The organism is Paenibacillus sp. MMS18-CY102 (assembly GCF_009789195.1).
In the GTDB taxonomy this organism is placed as follows: Bacteria; Bacillota; Bacilli; order Paenibacillales; family Paenibacillaceae; genus Paenibacillus_T.
The window spans coordinates 22,217-42,499 of sequence record NZ_WSTC01000043.1; the positions used below are offsets into that span (position 1 = coordinate 22,217).

Annotated in this window: 13 protein-coding genes; 8 read left to right on the forward strand and 5 right to left on the reverse strand. The window is 52.5% G+C overall.

The genetic code is table 11. From position 1 onward, the window contains the following. Nucleotides 1-267: 267 nt before the first annotated feature. The 3 genes from GON22_RS23015 (at nucleotide 268) to GON22_RS26630 (ending at nucleotide 4,984) form a co-directional block, all read left to right on the forward strand. A complete protein-coding gene (locus GON22_RS23015; protein ID WP_160398453.1) occupies nucleotides 268-1,293 on the forward strand; it encodes an ROK family protein in 1,026 nt (341 codons plus the stop codon). Further along, a complete protein-coding gene (locus GON22_RS23020) occupies nucleotides 1,293-3,698 on the forward strand; it encodes a glycoside hydrolase family 9 protein (protein ID WP_160398466.1) in 2,406 nt (801 codons plus the stop codon). Before GON22_RS23015 ends, GON22_RS23020 begins: the two co-directional genes overlap by 1 nt. 86 nt (nucleotides 3,699-3,784) lie before the next feature. Continuing rightward, nucleotides 3,785-4,984, forward strand: a complete 1,200-nt coding sequence (locus GON22_RS26630; protein WP_160398454.1) for an SIS domain-containing protein — start codon at nucleotides 3,785-3,787, stop codon at nucleotides 4,982-4,984. A 169-nt stretch (nucleotides 4,985-5,153) separates the two neighbouring features. Here GON22_RS26630 and GON22_RS23030 read toward each other — a convergent pair whose 3' ends face one another. Continuing rightward, a complete protein-coding gene (locus GON22_RS23030; RefSeq protein WP_160398455.1) occupies nucleotides 5,154-6,017 on the reverse strand; it encodes a patatin-like phospholipase family protein in 864 nt (287 codons plus the stop codon). Nucleotides 6,018-6,223: 206 nt separating this feature from the next. Next, on the reverse strand, nucleotides 6,224-11,467 hold the full coding sequence (locus tag GON22_RS26280; protein WP_237179317.1) for a galactose-binding domain-containing protein: 5,244 nt from the start codon (nucleotides 11,465-11,467) through the stop codon (nucleotides 6,224-6,226). 325 nt (nucleotides 11,468-11,792) lie between these two features. Between GON22_RS26280 and GON22_RS23040 the strand changes: the two genes are divergently transcribed. After that, nucleotides 11,793-12,710 carry an aldo/keto reductase gene (locus tag GON22_RS23040; RefSeq protein WP_160398457.1) on the forward strand — a complete coding sequence of 306 codons (918 nt, stop codon included), beginning with the start codon at nucleotides 11,793-11,795 and terminating at the stop codon, nucleotides 12,708-12,710. A gap of 404 nt (nucleotides 12,711-13,114) precedes the next feature. Here GON22_RS23040 and GON22_RS23045 read toward each other — a convergent pair whose 3' ends face one another. After that, nucleotides 13,115-14,197, reverse strand: coding sequence for an outer membrane protein assembly factor BamB family protein (locus GON22_RS23045; protein ID WP_160398458.1), 1,083 nt, complete (start codon nucleotides 14,195-14,197; stop codon nucleotides 13,115-13,117). A 239-nt stretch (nucleotides 14,198-14,436) separates the two neighbouring features. Between GON22_RS23045 and GON22_RS23050 the strand changes: the two genes are divergently transcribed. Beyond that, entirely contained in the window at nucleotides 14,437-15,237 is an 801-nt protein-coding gene (locus GON22_RS23050) for a class I SAM-dependent methyltransferase (RefSeq protein WP_160398459.1), read from the forward strand. A gap of 145 nt (nucleotides 15,238-15,382) precedes the next feature. Here GON22_RS23050 and GON22_RS23055 read toward each other — a convergent pair whose 3' ends face one another. Together GON22_RS23055 and GON22_RS23060 are read right to left on the reverse strand one after the other, a co-directional pair. Further along, a complete protein-coding gene (locus GON22_RS23055) occupies nucleotides 15,383-16,330 on the reverse strand; it encodes a serine O-acetyltransferase (protein ID WP_160398460.1) in 948 nt (315 codons plus the stop codon). 133 nt (nucleotides 16,331-16,463) lie between these two features. Beyond that, nucleotides 16,464-17,303: a CPBP family intramembrane glutamic endopeptidase gene (locus GON22_RS23060; RefSeq protein ID WP_237179318.1), complete on the reverse strand. Its 840-nt coding sequence runs from the start codon at nucleotides 17,301-17,303 to the stop codon at nucleotides 16,464-16,466. Nucleotides 17,304-17,537: 234 nt separating this feature from the next. On the opposite strand from GON22_RS23060, the gene GON22_RS23065 reads away from it, so the two are divergent. The 3 genes from GON22_RS23065 (at nucleotide 17,538) to GON22_RS23075 (ending at nucleotide 19,900) form a co-directional block, all read left to right on the forward strand. After that, nucleotides 17,538-17,816: an ArsR/SmtB family transcription factor gene (locus GON22_RS23065; RefSeq protein ID WP_160398462.1), complete on the forward strand. Its 279-nt coding sequence runs from the start codon at nucleotides 17,538-17,540 to the stop codon at nucleotides 17,814-17,816. Nucleotides 17,817-17,893: 77 nt separating this feature from the next. After that, nucleotides 17,894-19,090 carry an MFS transporter gene (locus GON22_RS23070; protein WP_160398463.1) on the forward strand — a complete coding sequence of 399 codons (1,197 nt, stop codon included), beginning with the start codon at nucleotides 17,894-17,896 and terminating at the stop codon, nucleotides 19,088-19,090. A gap of 81 nt (nucleotides 19,091-19,171) precedes the next feature. Then, nucleotides 19,172-19,900 (forward strand): metallophosphoesterase family protein, encoded by a 729-nt coding sequence (locus GON22_RS23075; protein ID WP_160398464.1) that lies wholly within the window; start codon nucleotides 19,172-19,174, stop codon nucleotides 19,898-19,900. Nucleotides 19,901-20,283 lie beyond the last annotated feature (383 nt).

Genomic DNA, 20,283 nt, shown 5'->3' on the forward strand with positions numbered 1-20,283 from the left:
CGATAACATGGCTATGGATCGATTTTACCCGAAAGACAAACGGAATTCAACGCTAATTTGGTAACGTTACCACAATGAAAGTCAATTCACCCCCTTTATCCCCATTCATTTCGACAGCAGCCCTCCCCTCTCTAACCCCTTATACGACAAAACAATCCATTGACATGCTCGTTTTTGTTTGCTAACCTCAGTTCAAAAGTTATCCCTATCGTTTCTCCTAATTTGGTATCGTTACCACAAACTCAAATCAAACTGGGGGTTCCTGCTATGAGCCATCCGCTCGCTCCATCCATTCTTGCCGTCGATCTCGGCGGCACCTCGATTCTCGTTGGCGAAGTTACACAAAGAGGCGAAGTGCTCCATAGCCGCTCTTACCGAAGCGACACAACTTCGCAAGCGGCTGCCATGGCGCGCATTACGCAATCCATTCAACACTACTACGAGCATGAGCGCTGCCTCGACCGCGAACAGGTCGCGATCGGCATCGGCGTGGTCGGGCGAGTGGATACGCAGCAAGGCATCTGGCTCGAAATTCAACCCGGCAAAACGGACCCGACTAATGTGAAACAGCTCATCGAAGCAAAATTCAAGCTCCCATGCGGCATCGACAATGACGTAGCCTGCGCGACGAAGGCAGAGCAGCGTTTTGGCTGGGGAACCGTTTCGGACGACTTTATTTATTACAACATCGGTACAGGCATTGCCGCAGGCTTCGTCGTGGCGGGACGTTATATCGAAGGCAACCAATTCAACGCAGGCGAGGTTGGCCATATGGTCGTCACGCTCGGCAGCGGCATCGCTTGCCCCTGCGGACGTACGGGATGCGTAGAGCGAATCGCTTCCGGCTTAGGCCTGCATGAGCGCATAATGGCGTTGAAACCCGGCTATCCCGCCTCTGCTGTTGCCATTCCAGACGGGGAGCGCCTGCAAGCCCGCCATCTATTCAAAACAGCGCAAGCCGGCGATGCATTAGCGGTACGCGTGACCGAAGAGGCAGCCGAAGCTGTCGCAGCAGCGCTCATGAATCTCGTTCGCGTATCGGATCCGGACACGATTGTGCTGGGCGGCGGCGTGGCGCGCAGCGATTATTTTCGCAATAGAATCCATCATTACTTGAACCCGCGAACGATGCGCTTCGTCGCCAACGGTATCGTTACGACCAAACAAGCAACATTGGAGGCCGGGCTAGTCGGGGCTGCCCTTGCAGGATACGAAGCGCTGGCGCAGCGCACTGCCGGCATAACGATGCCTGATCGGGCAGCCGAAATGGATAAAGGAGCTGACGAGCGATGATGAACGAATCTTTGTGGCGGGACATCCGCCAATCGGGCTATCTCCATCGCCCCTTGCCGTTATATGGGGACCGTTCGCTTGAACAGGAGCAAGCGCGGGAGACGATTCTCCATGCTGCAGCCTTGTTCCCCACCGCGATAGAAGAAGCCAGCGTCGCCGGTCTCATATGGGAGCATCGTGGTGCTGGCACGCTAAGCGCGACATCGGAAGGCTTGCCGCTGTTGGGCTCCCCTACCGTTATGCCCGCTTGGCCGATAGGGGCTCCAGCAGACGGCGACTATACGAATTTCGGAAACGCATGGATCGCCGCATCGCTTGAGCGTGCCAATTGGGAATCGTTCAATCGCATGACGCTCGAGCTGCGCCCCGACTTTCAAGGCGTGCCGAACGCTTATGTGATGATCCAATTCCGCAATGAGGGCGCCATTCCAATACCTGATCTCTACGAGCGTGAAGGCGTTCACGGCGTTAACCTGCGCAATCAGGAATGGAACACGATTCATCTGAACATTCAGGAGTTGCCCCGGGATGCTATAACGGAGATCGCCATCGGCTACATGATTAACGGCAAGGAAAGAGCAACCGGAGACACGATGGAGCTGCGCTTGCGCAGCATTACGTTGGAGCAAGTGCCTGTCAGTTCCGTATCCAAAGGCTGGCTGCCAAGCGCGGGAACGATCATCTATTCCCAAAGCGGCTATAGCTTGCATGGCACGAAGACAGCCTTCGCATCAGAGCTGGCAGCTGCAGCATTCCATTTGAAGCGCGATGGCGAGGAGGAGATCGCCTACTCCGGCGATATACGAATGATAGAAACAGCATTGGGGTCATTTGCGTTGCTCGACTTCACCCCTTTCAAGCAGGAAGGCCGTTATTATTTGCAGGCTGGCGATGTTCGAACGGAAAGCTTTACGATTGGAGCAGCTTCCTCCGTCTGGCATGCATCGCTATGGAAGGCGCTGAACTTTGTCTTTTGCGAACGTTGCGGGTATCCCGTCCCGGGCATTCACGGCGCTTGCCATGCTGATATTACCGCTTCCCATGAAGGCAGCATGATTAGCTTCAATGGCGGCTGGCATGACGCTGGCGACGTGTCGCAGCAGCTCATTCAGAGCGCGGAGGTAACCGCTGCGTTGTTCGAGATGGCGGAGCAAGTGAAGGCGCAGGACGAGGATCTTTATCTGCGGCTACTGGAGGAAGGCGAATGGGGCATCGATTTTCTGCTCAAAACGCGCTTCGGCGACGGCTACCGCGCGACCAGCGCCGGCATGACCCGTTGGACCGATGGCCGTATCGGCGGCATGGATGATGCCGTCGCACGCGTGCATAATCAGGCGTACGAAAACTTCTATTGCGCAGGCATCCAGGCAGATATCTCCCGTAAGCTGCCGAACGCTGCCCTCTCCACCCGTTTGCTGGAAGCGGCGAAGGAGGATTTTGATTTTGCGCTGGAGGAATACGGCAAGCATGGCTTCGGCCAAAAACCGACTTTCTGGGAGCATACGTACCAAACGTCCGAAAGCTTGTACATGGCGACCGCTTCGTGGGCTGCAACAATGCTGTATAACACTACGAAGGAGGAGCGTTATGCAAAGCATGCGGCTTCTTTTATCGCCTACGTTCAACGTTCCCAAGAGCTAGACGGCATTCTGCTCGATGATGGAACGGCGATGCGCGGCTTCCTTTATCGCAATCCGGACAAGCGCGTCGTGCAGCATTTTAACCATCAGGCCCGTGAGCACCTGTACATGCAAGCGTTGGTCGCGATACATCAGTCCCAGCCGGAGCACACTGAGGCGGATAGCTGGCTTGCTTCAATTCAGGCGTATGGCGAATATGTGAAAAAGCTAGCTGCTTACACCGCCCCCTACCCGATGCTGGCTAGCGGCTTGTACCATATTGACGAGCATTTGGACAGCCGCAGCTTCAACCTGCAGCATCTGCTGATTGATGAACAAGCATTGGCTGACTACAGCCTCCAGCTGCAGGCTGGCGTTCGGTTGAATGCATCCTTTTATCTGCGCCGGTTCCCTGTCTGGTTCTCATTCCGCGGCAACAATGCGATTCTGCTCTCTGCTGGCAAAGCGGCGTCGGCCGCCGGCGCTTACCTGAACGATCAGGAGCTGCTCGATATCGCCGAAGGGCAGCTGCGATGGATCGTCGGGTGCAACCCATTCGGCCAATCGCTCATGCATGGCGAGGGCTATCGCTACGCGCAGCAATATTCTGTGCTATCCGGCGAGATGACCGGCGAGCTGCCGGTCGGCGTCCAGACATTCGGTAATGAAGACGAGCCGTACTGGCCCCAATTTAACAATGCAACCTATAAGGAAGTATGGACCGGCAATGCTGGCAAATGGCTGTCGCTCGCTGCGGATTTGTATGCGGTGGATGCTCGGCGGTAGTTCTGGAGACAGTGCTGGAGGCAACTCTCGCGACAGCTCTGGCGGATGTTCATATGATGCCAAGCGATGATTCAGGGGGATATTCAATGAAACCGACGATGATGACGTATATTCACGAAGAAGAAGCGATGGCTCGCCAGATTCTCGCCAATTACCCTGCGCAGGTGCAGGAGTTCGTTGATCACGCAAACGGCAAGTCCGACTGGCTCGTGCTAGCGACGGGATCTAGCTATAATGCTGCGCTGAGCGCCAAATATTTTATCGAGAAATGGGCGGCTGTGCGGATCGATCTCAAAGAACCGTTCCACTTCACGCACTACGACCGGATTAGCCCGTACACGGACCTTGCGATTGGCATCTCACAAAGCGGCCAAAGCACTTCCACCATCGGCGCGTTAGATCGCATTCGCGGCCTGGCAGGCGACAGGCGTATCGCGACGGTTGCTTTCGCGAGCGATACGTCCAGCGTAATCTCAGCATCCGCTGATGTCACCGTCGATATCGGATGCGGCAAAGAACGCGTCGGATACGTGACCAAAGGGTTCGTCGCCACCGTGCTGACACTCATGCTAGCCGGCCTGCGCCTAGCCGAAGCGAAGGGGCTGGCTACACATGCCGAAGTCCGCGCACAGCTCGAACGCTTTCAAGCGGCCATTGATGCGATTCCAGCCATCATTGCCAAGACAGAATTATTCTTCGAGCAGCATCGCGAGTCGTTCGTACATGCGCCGCGATTTACCGCGATTGGCTACGGTCCGGCAATCGGCACGATTAAGGAAATTGAGACTAAGTTTTGCGAAACCGTCCGCATGCCAACGCAAGGCATCGAGCTCGAAGCGTTCATGCATGGCCCTTATTTGGAGGTAAACCCGGCGCACCGCATCTTCTTCCTCGAGACTGGCGGTCCCGTGAACGGCCGGCTGGAGCGGCTTCGCGAGTATGAAGGGCGGATTACCGACTATACGTATACGGTCTCGCTTGGTCCGGCTTCAACCGTGTCAAGCCCTCCGGATTTGAATGGCGTATCAGCAGATTTGCCAGAAGGATCATCCGCATCGGGTCCATTGAACGTTTCGGAATGGGCAGCTGCTTCGTCCACGAACGACCGTACACTCGCGCTGGATCTCGACATTGATGAGTTTACCGCACCCCTCAGCCTTATTCTCCCGTTCCAAATTCTCGCCCATCACATCGCTGAGGCAAAAGGCATCGACCTAACAAACCGCATCTACACCGACTTTGGCGTTGCGATGAGCAGCAAAACGCAGCCCGGCGATTACGCTTAGGCGAACGGCTGGGCGCCGGCTTGCCGCACCAATAGGGCAGATTTTTATGCCCTATTCATCACTTTGCCGGCATGCGGCGCACGGTCTCACGCACAAAAAATAGCGGTGCAGAATGATCTCTGCACCGCCACCGCAAAACATTATGCGCCTTACACGCCGCCTTCTTCAGTCACGTTTGCCGCGTTCGCGCCACCCATGCCTTGATGGATGCCAGCAGTTGCTTCGCGTCCTCGTATCCTTGCCGATGCAGCGCTTCGAGCTTCCTCGGATTGCGCTCCATCCTTCCGACCTCCAGCGGACGCTGAGGACGAATGACGAAAATGTTGCCCTTGCGCTCCTGATCGTCGATATAGGCAAGCGTGTCGTTGTAAATTTTGTGCCGTTGCAGCAATATTCTTACGAATTCCGGAAACTTGCCATACGCGCGGCGCACGAACCAGCCGAACCGGTTGCGCCCTTTGCGGTACTCGATATTCCGGGTCAGCACGACGATATTGCGCTGGTAGCCATCTTCCTCCGCCTGGCGCAATGGAATCGGGTCGGATATCCCGCCGTCGAGCAGCGCTTTCCCTTCATACTCCACAATTGGCGCAATGAATGGCAGCGAGCTTGATGCCCGCAATACCTTCCACAAATCAAAGCCAGGGTCTGTCTTGCTATGATAAATGGTCTTGCCCGTACGGATATCCGTCGTGCCTACGACGAATTGCTCCGGGCTATCCATAAACGCTTGATTGTCAAAAGGAACAAGCACATTCGGGATCTCATCGAATATAAAATCCATCCCAAACAATTGACGGCTCTTCCACATGTTGCGCCATGAAAGATACCGCCAGTCTTTGACCCACGTCTTATTAATTTCTTGATTCCGTCCCAACTGTCTCGATATATAACTCGCTGCCATACAGGCACCAGCGGATACCCCAACCGTATAAGGAAAATAGATATGTTGTTCCGAAAAATAGTCCAGCACGCCTGCCGTGTATACGCCGCGCATGCCGCCGCCTTCTAATACCAAGCCGACGCCTTCCATTCCCATTTGCCCCCTAGACACGATACGTTAACGTTAACTTTACCTATTGTACCTATCGGCAATCAAGCTCGTCAAATGCTAACAAACGGCAGGCGCTAAGCTCCGCCTGGCCAAGATATAGAACACATAGCAACCCCCGGCCAAATGGCCGGGGGTTGCTGCTGGCACTGCTTCTAAATTTTCTTACATTTCTAAACTTGCTTACATTAAGAGCCCAACACTTCAAACTCCCACAGGGAGTAGCCATAGCCTGTCGTTCTTGCCGTACCGTACATGCGAACGTATCTGCCGTTGACTGGGGAGCTGAACGTAATGTTTTCTACGCCGCCCGTTCCATTTGTCTTCGTGTAAGCATCGGTCCACGTCGCATTGTCGCTGGATACTTGGATCTTGTAGTCTTTGCCAGCTGCTGTCTCCCAGTTCAGCTTAACGCCCGTAAGCGAATAGCTTGCGCCAAGGTCAACTTGAATCCATTGCGGATCGCTATTGTTGGATTCCCAACGCGTATTCACATTGCCGTCGAAAGCCGCTGCTGCTGTGTTGCCGCCTACTTGGGAATAGGCACTTGCCGTTTTATTCAACGCTTTGTTCGTTGGAGTTCCGCCGCCTGTGCCTCCGCCTGTTCCGCCCGAACCATACACTTCAAACTCCCACAGCGAGTAGCCGTAGCCAGTCGTTCTCGCTGTACCGTACATGCGAATGTACTTCCCGCTTGCTGGCGTTGCAAACGTAATGTTCTCTACGCCGCCTGTTCCGTTTGTTTTGGTGTAAGCATCCGTCCATGTTGCGTTATCGTTGGATACTTGGATTTTGTAATCCTTGCCCGCTGCTGTTTCCCAATTGAGCTTAACGCCCGTGATGGTGTACGTAGCGCCCAGGTCAATTGTAATCCACTGCGGATCTTGGTTCGCTGATTCCCAACGCGTATTCACGTTGCCATCGATTGCCGCTGCAGCCGTATTGCCGCCCGTCAATGACGTTGCCGTTTTGTTCAATGCAATGTTGGTAGTAGCTGCACCAATCGTAATAACCGAAGTCGCGATCGCCGAATCCGTCGAGCCCACTTTGAAGGCAATCGCCTTCACCGTCGTCGTCGCTGTTACCGGGAATGCGCCTGCATACACCGTACCGCTAGTCGACGTTGGATTCGAGCCGTCTGTCGTATAACGAATCGATGCGCCGGAAGTTGCCGTGCTGATCGAAACGTTTTGCGTGCCTGTATACGAGCCAGTTGCTGGCGTAATGACAGGCGTATCTACCTGTGCCGACGTCGAAGGCGTACCGTATACTTCAAATTCAAATAACGAGAATCCGTAACCCGTCGTTCTTGCAGTTCCATACATACGCACATATTTGCCGGTTACTGGCGCCGTGAACGTAATGTTTTCTACGCCACCCGTGCCGCCTGTTTTCGTGTATGCATCCGTCCATGTTGCATTGTCGCTGGACACTTGAATTTTGTAATCCTTGCCTGCTGCCGTTTCCCAATTGAGCTTAACGCCCGTTACGCTGTACGTTGCGCCAAGGTCTACCGTAATCCATTGTGGATCACTTGCAGCCGATTCCCAACGCGAATTCGCATCGCCGTCAAATGCTGCTGCCGCCGTATTGCCGCCTTGTGCGGAAGACGCCGTAGCTGTTTTGTTCAGCGCGCGGTTGACGTTCGTTGCGCCAATTGTAATGACAGATGTTGCGACTGTGGAATCCGTCATGCCAGATTTCACTGCAATTGCCTTCACCGTCGTCGTTGCCGAAACTGTGAATGCGCCTGCATAAACTGTACCCGTTGTTGCCGTTGGCGTGGAGCCATCCGTCGTGTAACGGATCGTTGCGCCTGCCGTTGCATCCGTGATCGTTACGTTCTGCGTGCCTGTGAACGTGCCCGTTGCAGGCGTGATCACTGGCTGCGCAACTTGGCTTGCCACGTTGATCGTGTACGTCGCTGTCGACGTAGCGGAATCATTCATCAAATCCTTGAATGCTTTAGCTTTGATCGTCGTGTTTTGCGACACAGTGATCGGTGCCAAGTACTTAACAGAGTTAGCGTTCGGCTCAGAGCCGTCCGTCGTGTAACGAATCGTTGCTCCTGCCGTTGTCGTAGCAATCGCAACGGATTGCGCTGCGCTGTACGAGCCGCTCGCTACGCTGAACGTCGGTGCAGCAACTTGGCCGTTCGGTGCCGGCGGTTGAACGCCGTTCACTGGGTTAGCCGCTACTGTTTTCAGCGGAGGAACGGTTACTGTACCTACGATGCTGCCAGCTGCATTACGGAATACGACGTATTGCGTCGTGCTCGTCGGGTTCCAAATGTTCGCTGTGTACGTACCGTTCTTTTTGAACATTTGGTACGTCGTCCAGTTGGACGAATAGATATCCGTCGTGCGCGTACCGAATGCATCCATTGCATGGAGGAACCAGTACGTGTTCGGCCATTCTTTCTTGCCGTTGTTATCGTCGTTCGCGATCTTCGTCGGATCCCATTTCGCCAATGCGCCTTGCGGATCACTCAACGCTTGGAATGGCCAAATGATATGGTACCAGCCAGTTTCGTTGCCGCCCTTATCTTGCTTAAACGCAGTGTACGCTCTTGCAGCTGCATCTGGGCGCACGCCGAAGTACGTCATGTAAGGAGCGGTCGGAAGCCATTGAATACCGTACATATTGTTCGCGTCAGCCGCGAAATAAGTGCCGTAGTAGTTTTTGCTGCCGTAAACCTGTGCAACTACGCCATGGTTAAAGCCTGGCAGCCAGTTGTCTTGGTCATAGTTGAACCAGTATTGAAGAACGGAATTCGTTTCAACTGCATACACCCACATACCCGCATCGCGGTATGCTTTGTTATCCGTAACAACGCCCCACAGGTATTCACCCGCGTAAGCAAAGAGTGCTTCGGACGTTGCTTCTTGGTTGTTGCCGTCATAGTTGTCGCCATAACCGCCTGCCCATGAAACGCCCTCATATGGATCGAAAGCGCGCATGAACGGATACATCGAATCCGTACGCGATGGGTTGCCTACGTCACGGATCAGGTGCTCGACCATGCCGCCGTAGTTGTTCAGGAAGTCTTTGTCATACGTTGCGAGTACGGCAGATGCATAGATGTAGTAGCTCCATACATAGTGATGGTCGGACATCCATTTGGCCATGCCATGGTCGCCGCCGTCGCCTTGCATTGCGCCCCACTCAGGCGAATAGTACAGGTAGAATGGATAGTCATTCGGCCATCCGCCGCTGTACGTGTACCAGTTGGTAAGAATATTTTTGAGAATCGACAAGGACTTGTCCCGAATTGCCGTCTCTCCCAATTGGTCTGCAATCAGCACTGCTTGCGCGAGCGGATGCAGGTTTTTGCCTTCCCAATACGGGTCATCCCACATGTAGTTGTTCTCAAGCATCGTGTTCGTATTGTTCAGGTAGCTGATTACTTCAGCACGGTTGTAGCCTGCGGAGCCTGTCGGCTCAGCGAATTGTGGAATAATGCCCTCAAATTTGTTCTGGACGAAGAACGTGTTGCCTTCGTGCACCTTCATCGTACCGCGGATCGATGGGTACGTCAGTGCCGTCAGGGACGTTGCGGACGTAATCGTCTTCCATTGGTTAGGCAAGAGCGCCATCAAGGAATCAGACGAGAAGCCGCTGCGCTTCAGTTGAACCGTCGACTGGTACGTCGTCGTAACGTTGCTTGTTGCGTCTTCTACGTTGTAGCTTGCTTTCGTGTTCGTTACGAACGCGTAAGCATGCTGGTAGTAGTAGTTCAGGTTGCCGTTAGCAGGCAATGTGCCGATGGACAAGTAGTTTTCGCCGCTGCCCAATTGGATCGTCAGCTTGCCGTTAACCTTCTTGAACACCGTGCCAGCTGGAGCAAACAAGCCGTACGATCTTACTTTGTTGTTGCCGCCCGTGTCGACGTTCGCGATTTCTACGCCGATGTGGTCTGCCGTTACAGTCGAGCCTTCTGCTGCGAGCAACGTGTTGTTGCTGTCATCGAAGAAGCGAGTCGACGTGCCGTTCAGCACGAGGAATGGTGAGGACGGGTCCGAGAACTCGTTGAACAGGTAAGGCGAGCCCTTCACCATCGTCGTTTTCATTTTGAACGTGTTGTCATCGCTAAGCACTGCTCTTACCGAGTAGTCGCCATAGCCATCTACCTTAGCGGACATCGTCATCGGGTTGATGTTATTCGCCATCAGGTAGAAGTCAGGCGCGCCTGCCGTGCTCATCGTTTTGCCGTCTGCCGACACGAAGCCTGCACCCGGATTCATAACGCTAAGGCCTTGATCCGTGTACTGCGTACGGAATGGCAGTGCGACGATGCCGTCACTGAGGCGTTTGATCAGAATCGATTGCCACCAGCCGCCAGAAGGCAACGGGCCAGTAACATTGTCCGTTTTGTAAGTCGGATAAGTTGGTGACGTCGTCGTAATGTCGTTGGTTTTGTAGCTGCCTGCGCCAACGTTTACGATTTGTGGAACTGGTTTAGCCGGGATATGAACCGGTGGAACCGGATCGCCGTTCACAAAGTCGTAGACTTCCATCTCGTACAACGAGTAGCCGAAGCCCGTCCCTCTTGCGAAACCGGACATGCGGACGTAACGCCCGTCAGCCTTGATCTTGATCGTCTCTACCCCGCCTTGGCCATAAAGCTGGCGGTATACGGTTGTCCAGTTCGTGCCATCGTTGGACACTTCGATATCATAGGATTTTCCGAAGGCAGATTCCCAGTTCAAAATGACCGTTCCAATGTTATGCACACTGCCGAGGTCTACGCTGATCCATTGCGGATCCCAAGACTCGGAGGACCAACGCGTCGTGTAGTCGCCATCGAATGCTTTGGAAGCATTCACGATGCCTGGGTCAGTCGACCATGTAGGCACTTCCCACGTCGAAGCATTTGTCTGCTTGTTGATTGCAATGTTCGTAGGTGCCGGAGGCTGTGGCGTCGTGAATTCGCCATATACTTGGAACTCGTATAAGGAGAATCCGAAATCTGCCAATGCGCGTTGCTGGCACAATACGCGTACATAGCGGCCCGAACCCGACAGGTTCGTCAAATCATTAATTCCACCTGTACCCGTCGTAGTCGAATAAATATCCGTCCATGTGTTGGCATCATTCGATACTTGGACTTTATATGCTTTGGCATATGCGCCTTCCCAGCTCAGATATACGCGATTAATATTCGCGACGGAGCCCAGATCGACATAAATCCACTGTGGGTCCATCTGCCACACGCTCGCCCAACGCGAGCTAATATTGCCGTCTACCGCCCGTTCTGTCATATTGGCGCCTTCTGTGGAAGATGCCAGCACCGGTTTACGAAGCGACAACAGCTGGGACGCTGCTGCGTGGGCCGGAGCTGCACCCACAAGGGACATCAGACTGATCAGCAATGCCATACTGAGCGTAATCGCAATCATGCGATTCATGCTTCTGAAGCTATTCACTTTCATTTGATGCACTTCAACTACCTCCTTCAATGAATGGATGAAGCATTCTCCCGCAAAATGTGTCAGTATCCCCCCATTTACAGTTCAACCATCGTATTCCTCCAGTAAATGAGAATGCATTCCCTATAATGGTAGAGGAAGGAAAGGTAGATTTATAGAAGTCATATTTCCATTTATGCGGTGCATTTTTTAGATAGTTATCTAGCGCCTAACGTTTCGCTCACTTGAAAACAACGTTGTAATTGTGCCACAATAATACAGGCAAGCTTCACGCCATTATTGTCATACATACGTGTACAGGCGCAGCCTGTGAGGAGGATACAAATTGATGAGAACGATCAAGCTCGGAACAAGCACATTAGAGGTTCCTGTAGTCGCAGTGGGTTGCATGCGCATGCAATCGCTGGACCAAGCAGGAGCGGAGCGCTTCGTCCAAACCGCGATGGAAGCTGGCGCGAACTTCTTCGAGCATGCCGACATTTACGGCGGCGGCGAATGTGAATCGATTTTCTCCAAAGCGATTCATATGAACGATTCGGTTCGCGAACAAATCATCCTCCAGTCCAAATGTGGCATTCGCCAAGGGTCATTCGACTTTTCCAAAGCGCATATTCTTAACTCCGTTGACGGCATTCTGCAACGGTTGAATACAGACTATCTCGACGTTCTGCTGCTGCACCGTCCGGACGCGCTTGTGGAACCGGAAGAAGTAGCTGAAGCATTTGACCTGCTGGAAAGCTCGGGCAAGGTTCGCCACTTTGGCGTATCCAACCAGAATCCGATGCAAATCGAATTGTTGAAAAAATTCGTGAAGCAGCCGCTTGTAGCTAACCAGCTCCAGCTGAGCATCACGAACGCCCATATGATCGCCAACGGCGTCAACGTGAACATGGCCAATGATTCAGCTGTGAACCGCGACGGCAGCATTTTGGACTACTGCCGCCTGCATGACATGACGATTCAGCCTTGGTCGCCGTTCCAATACGGCTTCTTCGAAGGCGTATTCCTCGGCAGCGACAAGTTCCCGGAACTGAATGCGGCAATCGATAAAGTAGCGGCAAAATACGAAGTTAGCAGCACGACGATCGCGATTGCGTGGATTCTCCGCCATCCGGCACGCATGCAGCCGGTTGTCGGCACGATGAACCTGGAGCGCCTGCAAGATTGCTTCAAAGCAAGCGAAATTACGCTAACGCGCGAAGAGTGGTACGAGATTTTCCGTGCGGCAGGCAACATTTTGCCATAGGGGAATGCAAAAAGGACCGCCCCGTGCATGATGCACGGGATGGTCCTTTTTGATGTGCGTGTAGATGCTGTTGTACTGGTGATGCGGGTGCGGCTGGCTAACGGCGGCACATGGTGCCGATGCGGTACACAGTGCCGATGCTGTGCATGGCGCTCATGCGGTACACGTTGCTGGCGCATCATAGCCGCGCTCTAACGGACTGAGATGACGCTATTTGCCGAAAATCGGTCCTTTTAAAAACGTAACGGACTCAGCGGCCGTTATTAGCCCGAAAACGCCTCATTGAAGCTAAATTTTGCTCAAATAACGGCTCCTGAGTCCGTTAGCCACCAATACTCGCGTATTTGCGCCGATTAACGCCCACTCGGTCCGTTAGCGCTACCAACCTAGCCCCCCATCCAGCTCTACAGAAGCTTTCTATAAATATACGTAACATCCTTTGCGTCGTAGCCAGTCCCGATTGCATACGCCCCGCTTGGATGTACGACGTAGCCCGAGGTTTCTAGCCCGGCACGGTCGAAATTAACGGTCTTGATCAGCTTCCCGTTCATGTCGATCAGGCTGTTGCCCCATAGGATTCGATTGTCTTTCATAAACAGGTAATCTTCCCTGATGCGGGAGTCCGGGACATATTCCCAGACAGACTTCCCTGTCCTCATATCGATGCAATACAATTTGTCGTCATACAGGTACAGGCGGCCGTACCGCACGGTCAGGCCATGCAGCCATTCTAACGTGAACGGGCGCTTCCAGACGACGCGCTTGTTGGCATCTACCAAATACAGAATCGAGGAGGCATCGCTCGAAAACATGTTTGAAGTTAAAATCAAGCGCGAGCCATCGCTGTTTTTCACAATCGCGGATACGTTATCATTAAAATCTTCCGTAACAAATTCAAATCCATCAAGCGCATAAGCGTGGTTCTTTCCGTTAGCGGTTTTATTGTAGAAGCCATTCTTCCACTCGAAGTCACTGTTGTACTTTAGCGACTGTACCGTTGCGCCCGTCTTTGGATTTAGCGTATAAAAGCTAATCGTGCCATCCTTGTTGCCCGGGTAAGCCCGCAGCAAAATCCGGCTATCGCTTACCTCCTCCACATAAAGCGTGCTGTTAAAATGCCGCGTCCACTTGGCATTTCCTTTGCGGTCATAGAACGTTAAATCGAGGTAAATGCCTCCCCATAAATGCCGGTCCAATAAAATGCCGCTGCTATTGGACTCCACGCTCATGACTTGTTCTTGCTTGCCCTTCACGCTGAACACTTTCTTGCCCGCAGCATCATAGTAGCGGTAATAACTGATTCGCTTGTCCACATCCGCCGAAATATAATGGATGCCGCCATTGCTGTCCACATTAAGAAATTGCGGGCTTTGCTTGTCCACAGGCACTGCCCATTCGCCGGATGCGGCTTGGACAGAAGCTGACGGCTGCGCCAAAGCAACTGCCGCCATGATCATGCTAAGGAAAATCCATACGAGTTTTTTCATGTTAAATCTCCCATCGAGTCATAGAGTAGTAGGCCAATAGATCTAATCATAAATGGTTTTCCAAATCACTTCCATCCTTATTATGGAAATCAAATCTGGCACCATCTAGTTCTAGCAACCCACATGTTTGCCTATCGAATCGAAGCATGCTAGAGTAGTAAAATCATACAAATAATTACTAAAATTGATAGTCATCTAGGATGTTAACAATGCCAAACTAACGATGGGAGTGTTTGTTCATGTCAGATGCAACGCAGTATGCGAATACCGGCAAATTTAATGCTAGAGTGGAGCTTCATGCGAGGTTTAGTACGAACGCCTATCCGTGGCCCCGTTGGGTGCGGGATCAAATCGAAGCGCCTGATCAAGCGGATGTGCTGGAGCTTGGATGCGGCACGGGATTGTTGTGGCTGGCCAATGCGGACCGCATTCCGGCAGGCTGGCAAGTTACGCTATCCGACTTCTCTGAAGGGATGCTCTCGGGTACGGCAGCTGCGCTTGCAGCAGTTGAACATCCTTTCCGCTACGAGCAAATGGATGCTTCGCAAATTCCCCACCCGGATGCCTCATTTGATATTATCATCGCGAACCATATGCTGTACCACATCGAAGACCGCCAGCAGGCGCTGCGCGAAATTGCGCGTGTCCTTCGTCCCGGCGGCATCCTATGCGCATCAACAATCGGGTCTGGCAACATGAAAGAGGTCAAATCGCTCATGCGCGATTTCAATTCCGGTTCTAATTACGAAGTGGCATTGGGCACGGTATCCGAGCGGTTCTCCCTTGATAACGGAGCCGAGCAGATTGGGCAGGTTTTCGCACATGTGGAAACCCGATTATACGCCAACACCTTGCATGTGACGGACCCGGAAGCGATCGTTCGTTACCTGCTCTCGGTCAACGGCTTAATTGCAGGGGCAATCGCGCTCCCTCCAGAGCAAGTGGAATCATTCAGTGCCTTCCTGCAAAGCAGGCTGAACGCTGACGGCTCATTCGATATCAGCACAGAGTCGGGCCTGTTCATCGCCCGTAACGATTAAGGGCAAGCTTCAAACTTAGTGGCGCCCTTTTTGGGCGGAATAGCGGCTCTGAGTCCCGTTATAAAAAAGGTGCCCCAAAAGCAGAACTGCTTCTGAGGCATCTTTTTCATTTTTGCCACATCCTATTTACGCTTCCTGCTTCCCATCAAATGCTCCAATCCAGGTTCTCCTCTTGCTTAAACTCCTGCGGTGCACGCCCTCGAATGATCAGCTCCGGATTTTTGACCGTTACGCGAGCGCCTTCCGGCACCGACTTCGAGATAAACACGTTGCTGCCGATGATGACGCCCTTGCCAATGACGGTTTCCCCGCCAAGGATCGAAGCTCCAGAATAAACGGTCACATCGTCCTCCAGCGTAGGATGGCGCTTGACGCCATGAAGGGCTTGTCCGCCCCTCGTCGATAATGCGCCCAACGTTACGCCATGATAGATTTTGACCCGGTTGCCGATGACGGTCGTCTCGCCGATCACGACGCCTGTCCCATGGTCGATAAAGAAGGAATGGCCGATCTTCGCACCCGCATGGATATCGATCCCCGTCAGGTTATGCGCATACTCGGTCATAATGCGAGGAATTAGCGGCACGGACAGCGTGTGAAGCTCATGCGCCGCCCGATAGATCCCAACCGCGAACAGCCCCGGATAGGAGAAAATAATTTCGCTCGTATTGCTCGCTGCAGGATCGCCCTCGAAAGCAGCCTGTATGTCGGTTGCCAGCACCGCGCGCAGCGCCGGCACCTTGCCCAGAAATTCGGTAACGATCGCCTCCGTGCGATCCTTAACCTGCTCAAGGAATGCTGCGTCTTGATTATCGTTAGCATATCGCAGCACGCGGCATACTTGATCAGATAAAATCTCATGAATCTGAATCAGCTTTTCGCCAATATGATAGTCCATTGTCGCTTCGAGCATATTTTGTTTGCCAAAGTAACCAGGGAACAGCAACTCGCGCATGAGATGAATCACTTCGATGATGCGATTCCGGCTTGGCAGCAGCGTGGGATCGATCGAGCTATTAATCGGGTAATCCCGGTAACTGGCCCCAATATTTTCGACTAACTCGTTTAGTTTGCCATGAAAAACGCCTCTCAAATAAAACGCCCCTTTGCCTATTAATAACGGTTATCTATAGGACAAACATACCATCATTCCTCGCGATCCTCAACCGACAATGAATCGGACAAGGTTCAAGCCCGGCCTTGGCGACCGAGCTTCGTTCATTATTTTATAAACCCATATTCGCGCCTGTTGCCTTCCCCTTCCGGCCATCGCTCCTGAATATTAAGATGAATGCCCCCATCGCTAATAAGCCTAGGATGAGGCCCATTACTCCTTCACCGTTCATAAGAAGCAAACGCCCCTCCATTAGGCCAGGCTTATTCGTATAAATATCGCCATTGACCGTCGTATTAAGCACATTCCACACCGAATGGAACAACAGCACGGGCAACAAGCTGCCAGATAAGTAATAGCAATAGGAGAAGACGAAGTTAAACACAAATACACCGCCTGCTTGAACCGCGACGAGCAGCCACGGATGGCCTATGCCGTTGGCTTGAGCTAAACAATAGATAGCTGGGACATGAAAAAGCGCCCACACAATCCCCACCACAACTGTTGCTTTTAACTTCCCCATCTGTTTTGTTAAGGCTGGCAGCAAATAGCCTCTCCACCCATATTCTTCCCCTAAGACAACGACCAGATTGATAATAATCATCACGATCATTTTGATGGCAAGCGCCACATCTATTGCCTGGCTAGCATTCAATTTTCCTATGCCTGCCAACCGAGATAATAAGGCGCATAAGATAATAACGGCGGCCGGAAAACCAATGCCGAATAAGAGTGCTTTGGCGTTCGTCCCCTTGATGATGGGATGAAACTTCTTACGCTGGATTTTTACAAAAAGAATCGCTACGCCCGCCGGTATCGCCATAATAACTGGATACCACTTTAAGCCCACTGCCGGCTTGATGAATAACAGGGCTGTCACTAACCAAGTAACGAATAGCACCACCACCACATAAAGCTTGGCAGCCTTCGTCTGTATAACACTGCTTGCCATCACCGATAACCACTCCCCATTAGGGTGCTCCGCCCCTCGAATCCCCCTTAGTATACAGCTTGCGATATGCTTAAAATAGAAACTTTGGTAACCAATGGAGGTGACTTAAGTCACCAAAATCGAATGGGGACTGCCTGCCCGCAGCACAAAAAAAAGGGTCCCCCAACTCACTTTACTTTTGTAATTAGATATGGTAAGTTAATTTCGAAAATATTAGAAATATAGGTGAAGCCCATGGACGCAGCACAATTACAAGCACAGGCGATTAAAGTTCATCGCGCATTAGGCGAGCAGACGCGCTACCGCATCGTCCAATTGCTCGCAACAGAAGGTGATCTCTGTCCCGCCGAGCTCGAAAAACGGCTGGAGTCGATTCCGCTCTCCACCCTGTCCCATCACTTGAAGCAGCTAGCCGAATGCCAGCTCCTCACCCCTCAGAAGCAAGGAACCTTCATTTACTACAGCCTCAATAGAGAAACAGTACAGAAATTCGCTGCTTATTTGATTAGCTAAAAATTTTCATTAGTATTTCGATATTACCGGAAATATCGAATTTATATAGATAGTTGACCATAAAGGAGATTTCGCCAATGTCCTCCACATGGAAAATCTACATTCTTGCGTTAGTCAGCTTCTTAGTCGGCACATCCGAGTACGTTATTGCAGGCATCCTGGATAAAATAGCGGCCAACCTCTCGATCTCGCTCGTCGCTGCCGGCCAGCTAATCACTGTCTTCTCCATTGTCTATGCGTTTGGCACCCCGCTCCTCATCGCCCTAACTGCCCGATGGGACCGCCGCAAGCTGCTGCTTAGCGGGCTTGGCCTCTTCGTCCTCGCGAATGGGCTTGTTTTTGCCCTTCCCGGATTCCCATTATTTCTAGTTGCTCGGATTGTCATGGCGCTCGGCGCCGGCATTGTTGTCGTCACTGCATTGACCGTCGCCTCTTCTATTGCGCCGCAAGGCAAGCAGGGGAGCGCAATCGCCACCGTTATTATGGGCTTTACCGCTTCCCTCATTATCGGCGTCCCCATCGGCCGAATCGTCGCTGTCCACTATGACTGGAAAATCATATTCGGCGGGATCGTCCTGCTCGGCCTAGCCGCAATCATCGTACTCTGGGCAACCATTCCCCATACGCAAAATGCCACTCCCGTCCCGCTCCGCCAACAGCTTGCTATCCTTCGCAGCCCCAAAATCGTGTTAGCCCTTGCCGTCAGCTTCTTCTGGCTAGCCGGTTATTCGCTCTCTTATACGTATATTTCCCCGTTCCTGCTTGAGGTCACTGGCATGAATGAACAGACGCTCAGCGCTGCCCTACTGGCGTTCGGCATTGCCAGCCTAATCGGCTCCAAGCTCGGCGGTTACGGCACCGACCGTTGGGGCGTGAACCGTACGCTCCTGTCCGGCATGGTGCTGCATGTTATTGCCTTGCTGCTGCTGTCGATCGCCATCCACTCGCCAATCATCGTCTTCGCAGCATTGATGCTATGGTCGTTCTCCGCATGGTCTTCAGGGCCAGCCCAGCAATATAATCTTGTCACCTTAGCACCGGAGTCAGCAAGCATTATGCTCAGCCTGAACAGCTCCGTCATGCAGCTCGCAATGGCAGCAGGAGCAGGAATCGGCGGCCTTGCCGTCGGGTCGGTCTCCTTGAGAGCCGTCATGTGGATGGGTGCGATCGGCGTAACGGTAGCGATTGGCATTATCGTGCTATTTACTCGTTCTGCGCGTGCAACCCACTCCAATTCCCCGATTGCCGAAACACAGGAACTGCCGCAAGCTTGATAGAAACCTATTGAACCCCCTATTTTATCCAGTTATACTAAACCGATAAACATGGCCATTCATCCATAAGGTGGGATTTCAATGGGAAGAACCATTATTATCAGCGATATTCACGGCTGCCTTACACAATTGCAAGCCCTTCTTGAAGTCGCTGGATTCGATGCGAATCGTGACCATCTCATCCTGCTTGGCGACCTGATCGATCACGGGCCGCAAAGCCGCGAGGTGGTCGACTTCGCCATTCCGCTCGTACGCGCTGGCATTGCTACAGCCATTCGAGGCAATCATGATCAGCGGCTGATCGAAACCGTAAACGGCGAGCCTGAGGCGCTCGCGAAGTTTTTCAAGCATGGCGGGCAAGCGACATACGAGAGCTACATTGGCCCAAGGGAGCACCGGACGGAATCTGAGATGCTTCGGGAACTGCAGGAACGGATTCCTTCCGAGTTTCAGCATCACTTGGATTTTATCGCTGACATGCCCTACTACTTAGAGGATAATTCGTATATTTATGTGCATGCAGGCATCCACCCCGACTACAAGCACGATTGGCAAAACCAGCCGCATCGGGAATTTCTTTACGTGAAAGACCCCTTCATCTCGCAGCCGACAGGCCTCGCCAAACCCGTCGTGTTCGGCCATACGAAGACGGCCGATATTCACGGCAAACCCGATATTTGGTTCAATGAGGACAAAATCGGCATCGATGGCGGATGTGCTTACGGGTATCAGCTGAATGCGCTAGTGGTGGGTGAAGATGGGACGCTACATGCGTTTCATATCAAATATAAAGAAGAAACCCAACCTTAAGGCAGTGTTTCTTGCCGAGAAACTCTCGACAGTTTTCTTTACGTCTAGAGGATTGATTAGTAGGATAGGACAGAAAACCCTGCGCTATCCAGCCAACTGACGCGCTAGAGTGCGAATAGGGTAGAAAAAGCTGCGCTATCCAGCAAGGCAACAATCGCCGAACAGAATAAAAGTGCCGGAAAAGTCCAATGCTTTTCCGGCACTTTTAGAAACCCACGTTTTTTCAAAACGCTGGGTTTCTCTTTGTTTTATCGGGGCTGTATTTAAAGGAAAAAAAGTATGGTTTAACGCTTTACGCCCTCCGTTCCAGGTGGAGGGCGATCTTCTTCATGTTCTGTACCGCAGCGGTCATCAACGCTTGTTCCATCACGTTGTTTAACCCC